Source organism: Gemmobacter sp., assembly GCF_016792925.1.
Classification (GTDB): Bacteria; Pseudomonadota; Alphaproteobacteria; order Rhodobacterales; family Rhodobacteraceae; genus Gemmobacter.
Window position 1 is genome coordinate 24,128 of record NZ_JAEULU010000286.1, and the last position, 7,769, is coordinate 31,896.

General features: G+C 64.8%; 8 protein-coding genes. 1 reads left to right on the forward strand and 7 read right to left on the reverse strand.

Annotation, left to right across the window (positions count from 1 at the left end; genetic code table 11):
* Positions 1–17 precede the first annotated feature (17 nt).
* The 7 genes from JNN06_RS13735 to JNN06_RS13765 are packed head-to-tail and all read right to left on the reverse strand — an operon-like array spanning position 18 to position 7,008.
* Positions 18–1,361 (reverse strand): FGGY-family carbohydrate kinase, encoded by a 1,344-nt coding sequence (locus tag JNN06_RS13735; RefSeq protein WP_291240159.1) that lies wholly within the window; start codon positions 1,359–1,361, stop codon positions 18–20.
* A complete protein-coding gene (locus JNN06_RS13740; protein ID WP_291240160.1) occupies positions 1,358–1,672 on the reverse strand; it encodes an L-rhamnose mutarotase in 315 nt (104 codons plus the stop codon). Before JNN06_RS13740 ends, JNN06_RS13735 begins: the two co-directional genes overlap by 4 nt.
* Complete coding sequence (locus tag JNN06_RS13745; protein WP_291240161.1) at positions 1,672–2,658, reverse strand: ABC transporter permease; 987 nt, start codon at positions 2,656–2,658, stop codon at positions 1,672–1,674. The genes JNN06_RS13740 and JNN06_RS13745 overlap by 1 nt, the downstream gene beginning before the upstream one ends.
* Positions 2,655–3,620, reverse strand: a complete 966-nt coding sequence (locus JNN06_RS13750; RefSeq protein WP_291240162.1) for an ABC transporter permease — start codon at positions 3,618–3,620, stop codon at positions 2,655–2,657. Before JNN06_RS13750 ends, JNN06_RS13745 begins: the two co-directional genes overlap by 4 nt.
* A 1-nt stretch (position 3,621) precedes the next feature.
* Positions 3,622–5,118: a sugar ABC transporter ATP-binding protein gene (locus JNN06_RS13755; protein WP_291240163.1), complete on the reverse strand. Its 1,497-nt coding sequence runs from the start codon at positions 5,116–5,118 to the stop codon at positions 3,622–3,624.
* 57 nt (positions 5,119–5,175) lie between these two features.
* Complete coding sequence (gene rhaS / locus JNN06_RS13760; RefSeq protein ID WP_291240164.1) at positions 5,176–6,168, reverse strand: rhamnose ABC transporter substrate-binding protein; 993 nt, start codon at positions 6,166–6,168, stop codon at positions 5,176–5,178.
* Positions 6,169–6,198: 30 nt separating this feature from the next.
* Positions 6,199–7,008 carry a DeoR/GlpR family DNA-binding transcription regulator gene (locus JNN06_RS13765; protein ID WP_291240165.1) on the reverse strand — a complete coding sequence of 270 codons (810 nt, stop codon included), beginning with the start codon at positions 7,006–7,008 and terminating at the stop codon, positions 6,199–6,201.
* 185 nt (positions 7,009–7,193) lie between these two features.
* Between JNN06_RS13765 and JNN06_RS13770 the strand changes: the two genes are divergently transcribed.
* The coding region (locus JNN06_RS13770; RefSeq protein WP_291240166.1) for a class II aldolase/adducin family protein at positions 7,194–7,769 on the forward strand (576 nt) is incomplete at its 3' end.

Genomic DNA, 7,769 nt, shown 5'->3' on the forward strand with positions numbered 1-7,769 from the left:
TTCTCGGGCGTGGTCTTTCAGGTGGTGTCGCGCCAACGGGCCGCATAGCCTGCCAGCGCCGGGGCATCGGCGGGCGGGCGCACCGGGGTTGTGGCCGGGGCCGCGCCAGAGCCTAGGGCCAGCAGCGCCGCCCCGGTGGAGGTGCCGGTGGCCGAGGTCGCAATCTCGACGCCAAAGGGACAGAGCGCGGCGAGCATGTCAAGGTAATCCGGGTTGCGGGCGAAGGGGCCCTCGACAATCACCGGGCCGCGCGCGCCGATCAGGCCAAGGCAGGTCTGGGTCATCAGCGCCAGATACCACGAGACCGCCAGCATGCGCTGCCCGCCGGTGGCGGGTGGGGCGGTCCAGCGCATCTGATGGCCGGGGAAGGGGCCGGAGCCGGGTTCCACGGCTGGCAAGAGCATGATCCCCGCCAGCACCGCCGCGCGGTCTTGCGGCTGGGGCGGGGTGCAGCCTTCGCGCAGAAGCTCATATTCGCGCCCGCCCATGAAGCGGGCCGAGGGCACGGGCTGCCCGAGCGCGTTCACATTCACCAGACCGTCGCGCGCGGGGTCCAGCGCCACGGGGGCGCCGCCGATGGCCATGGCGACGACCCATGTGCCGGTGGAGACGACGGCGAAGGGGGCCGCGCGCCCGAGGATATAGGGGTAGAGCGAGGCGTTGCTGTCATGGATGCCGACGCTGACCGGGGTGCTTGGCGGCAGGCCGGTGGCTTGGGCCACCTCGGCGCTGATGGTGCCCAGAACCTCGGCCGGTTTGCGGGCGGGGGCCATTTTGGCCGTCAGGCCCAGCGTTTCGACGAGAGGAGAGAAGCGGGCGCTGGCAGGCTCCCACAGATCGGTGTGGCAGCCCAGCGAGGTGACATCGCAAGACATCACCCCGGTCAGCCGCCAGCCCCAATAGCCGGGATAGGTGAGGATATGGGCCGTGCGGCGGGCCAGGTCTTTGTCTTGCAGCAGCCAATGCAGTTGCGCGCCGACATTCAGCCCCAGAGGCAGCCGGGCCGAGCCGGTGGCGGCGAAGGGCGGGCGCAAGCTGTCATAGGCCGGGGCCAGCGCATCGGGGCCGGGATGTTCATAATCGAGCATGGGCGCGGCCAGCGCGCCGGTCTCGTCCAGCAGCACGATGGAAGCGCCATGGGTGGTGACCGAAATTGCATCCACCCCATGCGCGGCCTGAAACGCCGCCAGATGGGTGAGGAAAAACGCCCAATGCCCCGCCAGATCGAAATGCGGGTAAGGCGGGCCGGGGCGCACCGTATTGGGCCGCGTGACCACGGCGATCTCGCGCAAGCTCGCGCCCTCGACCAGCGCGAGTTTCGCATTGGTCTTGCCGACATCCAGAACCGCGATGTGTTTCATGGCAGGTGGAACATCGGCACCAGAGGCACCGCCACCGGCGCGCCATCGGGGTGCGTTTGCATCAGATCGGCCATATGGGCCCACCATTTCCGCATCACCGGATGGCGGGGCAGATCCTCCATGCCGTGATCGTCGCGCCGCCACAGGATGCCGAACAGGGCATGGCTTTCGGGGTCGAGATGGATGGAATAATCCTCGATGCCCGCCTGTTTCAACAGGTCCACCAGCTCGGGCCAGATGGCGTCATGGCGGGCACGATATTCGGCCGCCATGCCGGGGTTCAGCTGCATGCGGAAGGCAAATTTCTGCATCATCTCCTCCACATGGCCCAAAGGCGGGGCAGGGCGATCACGCCGATGAGCAGCGCGCCCACGATGATCGACATGACGATGCCCGGCACGTTCAACAGGCCAAGGCCGAAGGTCACCAGCCCCATGACCAGCGCCGCGATCACCACGCCGGGGATGGAGCCAGAGCCGCCCAGAATGCTGACGCCGCCCAGAACCACCATGGTCACCACCTCCAGTTCAAAGCCGGTGGCGATGGAGGGGCGGGTCGAGCCGAGGCGCGAGGTGAGGCAGATGGCGGCGATGCCGCTCATCAGCCCGGTCAGCAGGAACAGGATGAAGCGCACCCGATCCACCCGCACGCCGGAAAAGCGGGCGGCGGTGGCATTGTTGCCGATGACATAGACGAGGCGGCCAAAATTGGTGCGGTGCAGCAGGATGCTGAACAAAAGCGCCATGACGACGAACAGCACCAGTTCAAAGCTGAACACCCACCAGACGTAACCCTGGCCGAACCAGGCAAAGCCCGCGGGGTAGCCGGTATAGGCGCCATCGCCCAGGGCGATGAAGCTGAGGCCGCGAAACAGGCTCATGGTGCCGATGGTGACAACGATGGAGGGCAGGCCGAAGCCCGCGACCAGGAGGCCGTTGAAGGCGCCGCAGGCCAGCCCCGTGCCCAGCCCAAGCGCCACCAGCCCCCAGACCGGCACCCCCGCCATCATCGCCGCCCCCATGACGGTGGAACACAGCGCGATGATGGAGGCGACGGAAAGGTCGATCTCGCCCGCGATGACCAGCATCGCCATGGCAAAGGCGATCAGGGCCTTTTCGGTGAAGTTGAAGCTGGCATCCGACAGGTTCCACGGATCGAGGAAATAGGGCGAAGCCAGCGAATTTGCGATGAAGATGGCGATGGCCACCAGCAGGAGCAGGGCCTCCCAGCTGCGCGTCGCGCGGGTCATCGGCGATTGCAGGCGGTCGGGGATGTGGCGTGTGGATAGGCTGGTCATGCCCGGACCTCGGCGTGTTTCAGGATGATGCGGCCCTTGGCGCCCTGATGGCGGGCGTTGAAGGCGATGGCGATCAGGATGGCGCTGCCAGAGATGGCCATCTGCCAGAAGGGCGAGATGCCGACGACCGGCAGGGCGTTCTTGACGATGCCCAGAAACAGCGCGCCCATGACGCAGCCCGCGACCGAGCCCGCGCCGCCCGCGATGGCGATGCCGCCGATGACGCAGGCGGCCACCACGTCCAGCTCAAACCCGCCCGCGATGTCGACATAGGCCACCGCATAGCGCGCCACCCAAAGGTAGCCGGTGAGGCCCGCCAAGGCGCCCGACAGGGTGAAGGCCCAGAATTGCGTTTTTCCAACATGTATACCTGTATACACGGCAGCATGCGGGTTGCCGCCCACGGCAAAGAGCGCCCGGCCCAGCGGCGTGCGGCTGACGAACAGGGCAAAGCCCGCCACCACGGCAAGGGCGATCCAGGCCATGACCGGCAGGCCCAGAAACTGCGCGCGGGGGAAGGCCTTGAAGCCCTCGCTCATCTGATGCGCGTTGATCCATTTGCCATCGGTCAGCAGGAAAATCACGCCGCGATAGATGGTCATGGTGCCCAGCGTCACCACGATGGAGGGGATGCCGAGCTTCCAGACCAGCATCCCGTTCACCGCGCCAAGCGCCGCGCCCAGGGCGAGGACGGCCAGCAGGATCACCGGCAGTGGCACCGCTGCGCCATTCATCATGGCGGCAATCATGCCGCAAAGCGCCAGATTGGCGGCGACCGACAGGTCGATACATTTGGTGAGGATCACCGCCATCTGGCCAAGCGCCAGAATGATCAGCGGCGAGGTGTCGGTGAACACAGCCGCCAGATTGGCGGGCAGCACAAAGGCCGGGAAGCGGGCGGCGATCACGGCCAGCAGGGCCAGAATGGCCAGTGCCAGAATGGTTTCGCGGGATTTCAGCATGTTACGCGGCCTCCTCGATGCCGACGGCGGCGCGGACCAGATTTTCGGGGGTCATCTGATCGCCGGCAAATTCGGCGGCGATGCGGCCTTCGCGCATGACGATGACGCGATCCGACATGCCCAGAACCTCGGGGATTTCAGAGCTGACCATGATCACCGCCAGACCCTGCGCCGCCAGCTCCGACATGAAATCATGCACGGCGGCCTTGGACCCGATGTCGATGCCCTTGGTGGGTTCATCCAGGATGATGACGCGGGGGCGGGTGGCGAGCCATTTGGCGATGACCACCTTTTGCTGGTTGCCGCCCGAGAGCAGGCCCACATCCTGATCCAGACTGGCCGCGCGCAGGTCAAGCCGGGCGGTATAGTCGCGGGCCAGTGCAAATTCCTCGGCCAAGCGCAGGAAACCGGCGCGCGAGGTGCGCGAGAGCGAGGGCAGGGTGACGTTCTGGAAGATCGGCAAGCCCTTCACCGCGCCCTGTTTGCCGCGATCCTCGGGCACATAGACGATGCCCGCGGCGACGGCCTCGGCGGTGGTGCGGATGACCTTCACCTGACCTTCAATCTTGCAGGCGCCTTTGGAAGGTTTGGTGATGCCGAACAGCGCCTGCATCACCTCGGAGCGGCCCGCGCCGACAAGGCCGTAAAAGCCCAGAATCTCGCCGCGATGCAGGGTAAAGCCGATGTCGGCGAATTCGGTCGGATGGCTGTAGCCCGCCACGGTGAGGACCGGCGCGCCGATGCTGGCGGGGCGTTTGGGGTAGATCTGATCGACGGCGCGGCCCACCATCATCTGCACCAGATCGGCCTCGCGCACCTCGGCCATGGCGCCCTCGGCCACGAATTGCCCATCGCGGAACACGGTGAAACGGTCGGCGATGCGGAAGATCTCGTCGAACTTGTGGCTGATGAAGAGGATGGCCTTGCCCTGCGCTTTCAGCACCTCCACCAGATCGTAAAGCTCGTGGATTTCCTTGTGCGACAGGGCGGCGGTGGGTTCATCCATGATGACCACGCGCGCATCAATCGACAGCGCGCGGGCGATGGCCACAAGGTGTTTGGAGGCGATGCCCAGATCGCGCAGCCGGGCCTTGGGGTTCAGATCGGCATGGATCGAGGCCAGCAGGCGCGCGGCCTCGGCCTGCATCCGGGCGGTGTCGATCAGGCCCAGCCGGGTGCGGGGGGCGTGGCCGATGAAGATGTTTTCGGCCACCGTGAGTTCATCGAACAGCACGGTTTCCTGATGGATGGCGGTGACGCCTGCGGCGCCTGCGGCCTGCGCGGTGGGAAAGCGGGTCTCGCGGCCATCGACGGTGATCGTGCCTTCCTCGGGCTGGTAAATGCCGGTGAGGATTTTCACGATGGTCGATTTTCCGGCGCCATTCTCGCCGATCAGCGCGGTGACCTGACCGGGGTAGAGGTCAAGCTGCACCCCGTTCAGCGCGCGCACACCGGGGAATGATTTCGTGATGCCGCGCAGCGACAGGACGGGTTGCATGGCGTTGTCCTTGCAGGGAAGGGCGGCCCGGCAGCCGCTGCCGCCGGGCCATGCGCATCAGAAGATCGACGAGAACTGGTCGATATTCGAGGCATCATAGGTGAAGGGATCGGCCATGGCGGCTTCGCCGTTCTCATCCAGCTTGGCGCTGCCCATGCGGCCCATCGGAATCTCGGCCCCCGGTTCGGCGGTGGCTTTGCCGGTGTTCAGGTTATAGGCGATCATGGTGGCGGCATAGCCAAGGTCGATCGGGTTCCAGATCGCGAAGGATTTGGAGGCGCCCGATTTCACATGGCCCGCCATTTCCGAGGGCAGGCCAAGCCCGGTCACATTGACCTGACCCACCTTGCCCGCATCGGTGACGGCCTGCGCGGCGGCCACGATGCCCACGGAGGTCGGCGCGATGATGGCCTTGAGGTTGGGATAGGTCTGCATCAGGCCTTGCGCCTCGCGGTAGGATTTGTCGGCCAGATCATCGCCATAGACGGTGCCGACCACGGTGATGCCGGGATAATTGCCCATCACCTTGTTCATCTCCTCGATCCAGGTGTTCTGGTTCGTGGAGGTGGTGGTGGCCGACAGCACGGCGACCTCGCCGCCCTCGGGCAGGTGATCGGCGGCCAGTTTGATGATGGTATTGCCGATCAGCGCGCTGGAGGAGGGGTTCAGGTGCATCTGGCGGCCCTCTTTGGCCACGCCCGAATCCCACGAAATCACGGTGATGCCGCGATCCATCGCCTTTTTCAGCGTCGGCACCAGCGCGTCGGTGTCATTGGCGGAAATGGCGATGGCATCCACCTTTTGCGCGATCAGGCTGTTGATCACCTCGATCTGGCCTTCGGCGGTGGTGTCGGTCGGGCCGGTATAGATGATTTCCACATCGCCCAGCTCTTTCGCGGCTTCTTCGGCGCCCTTGTTGGCGGCCTCGAAAAAGCCGATGCCAAGCGCCTTCACCACCAGCGCGATGCGCTTGGTTTCGGCCTGCGCCGCGCCGGCCATCAGAATGGATGCCAGCGCCGCCGTGGTCAGTGCCTTCTTGAGAATGCTCATCTGTTCCTCCCTGAGCGTTTTGGTGCCGCGCTACTCCTCCGCGGCGCGGGTCTTGCGATCTGATGCGGCGGTCTCGGCCACGATCAGCGTCACCTCGGCGACTTCCAGCATGGCGGCCGCGCGGTCGTCGATGCGGTCATCGGTGATGACCGTATGGATGCGCGCCAGCGGGCAGAGCAGCAGGCTCGACCGCTGGGCGAATTTGGAACTGTCGGCCAGCACCACCAGCTCGTCGGCCTGACCGATCAGCTTTTGTTCGGCCTGCACCAGCAGCGGGTCGCCCTCCATCAGGCCCAGCGGCCCAAGCGCGCGGCAGCCCATGAACATGCGGCGGGCGTAGAAATGGCGGCTGCCATCCTCGTCGAAGGGCGAGAGGATGATGTTCTGCTCGCGGTAGATGGCGCCTGCGGGCAAGAGGACCGTGTTCTTGGAATGCTTCAGCAGATGTTCCGCGATGGGAAAGCTGTTGGTGAAGACCTGAAGCCGTTTGGTGGTGAGCGGATGCACCATCTGAAAGGTGGTGGTGCCGCCATTGATGATGATGGCATCGCCATCGCTGCACAGATCCACCGCCGCGCGGGCAATGGCGCGTTTCTCGGCGGCATGGATGCTTTCCTGCACCGAGAAGGGGCGCGCATTGATGCCGACAAAGCTGGGCGGCGCGATGGCCTCGGCGCCGCCGCGCACCCGGCGCAGCTTCTTGAGCATGTGCAGTTGCGCGATGTCGCGCCGGATCGTCGCCTCGGAGGCGCCGGTCAGCTGGCACAGATCAGGCACCGTGACCACGGGCCTTTCCTGCACGGCAGACAGAATGATCCTGTGGCGTTCGCTTTCGTGCATCATGTCCTCCCTTGAGGTGAAACTTCCATTGGATTCGATCATTGTCAATCATTTTCAATCGCATAATGTCATTCTTAACCTGCGTAATGATTTAAGATGATCGAAACTGATTGACAATCTGTCGCAACCGCGCATGATTTCCGGGCAAGGAGGCGCGGCATCTGGTTCGCGCAGAGGAGGATAGCATGACGACAGCCCCCGCCGCGAACCGGCTGCAAAACCTGTGGGATGATGCCCGCGCCGCAAGCATGACCGAATCGGAAAAGCTGCTGTATCGGTCCAATCTGCTGGGGTCTGACAAGCGCGTCACCAATTACGGCGGCGGCAATACATCGGCCAAGGTGATGGAGAAAGACCCGCTGACCGGCGCAATGGCCGAGGTTCTGTGGGTGAAGGGTTCGGGCGGCGATATTGGCTCCATGAAGATGGACGGGTTCTCGACCCTTTACATGGACAAGCTGCGCGCCTTGAAGGGCGTCTATCGCGGCGTGGCCTTTGAAGATGAGATGGTGGGGTATCTGCCGCATTGCACCTTCAACCTGAACCCGCGCGCCGCCAGCATCGACACGCCGCTGCATGCCTATGTGCCGCGCAAGCATGTCGATCACGTTCATTCAGATGCGATCATCGCGATTGCGGCTTCGGTCAACTCCAAAGCGCTGACGGCAGAGATTTTCGGCGCGGAAATCGGCTGGTTGCCGTGGAAGAAGCCGGGTTACGAGCTGGGCCTGTGGCTGGAAAAGCTGGCGGTGGAAAACCCG

Bases quoted from the DNA above. Each gene is read 5' to 3' on its own strand.
- JNN06_RS13735 (WP_291240159.1), bottom strand. From the start codon at position 1,361: ATGAAACACATCGCGGTTCTGGATGTCGGCAAGACCAATGCGAAACTC.
- JNN06_RS13755 (WP_291240163.1), bottom strand. From the start codon at position 5,118: ATGCAACCCGTCCTGTCGCTGCGCGGCATCACGAAATCATTCCCCGGT.
- JNN06_RS13745 (WP_291240161.1), bottom strand. From the start codon at position 2,658: ATGACCAGCCTATCCACACGCCACATCCCCGACCGCCTGCAATCGCCG.
- rhaS (WP_291240164.1), bottom strand. From the start codon at position 6,168: ATGAGCATTCTCAAGAAGGCACTGACCACGGCGGCGCTGGCATCCATT.
- JNN06_RS13765 (WP_291240165.1), bottom strand. From the start codon at position 7,008: ATGCACGAAAGCGAACGCCACAGGATCATTCTGTCTGCCGTGCAGGAA.
- JNN06_RS13740 (WP_291240160.1), bottom strand. From the start codon at position 1,672: ATGCAGAAATTTGCCTTCCGCATGCAGCTGAACCCCGGCATGGCGGCC.
- JNN06_RS13750 (WP_291240162.1), bottom strand. From the start codon at position 3,620: ATGCTGAAATCCCGCGAAACCATTCTGGCACTGGCCATTCTGGCCCTG.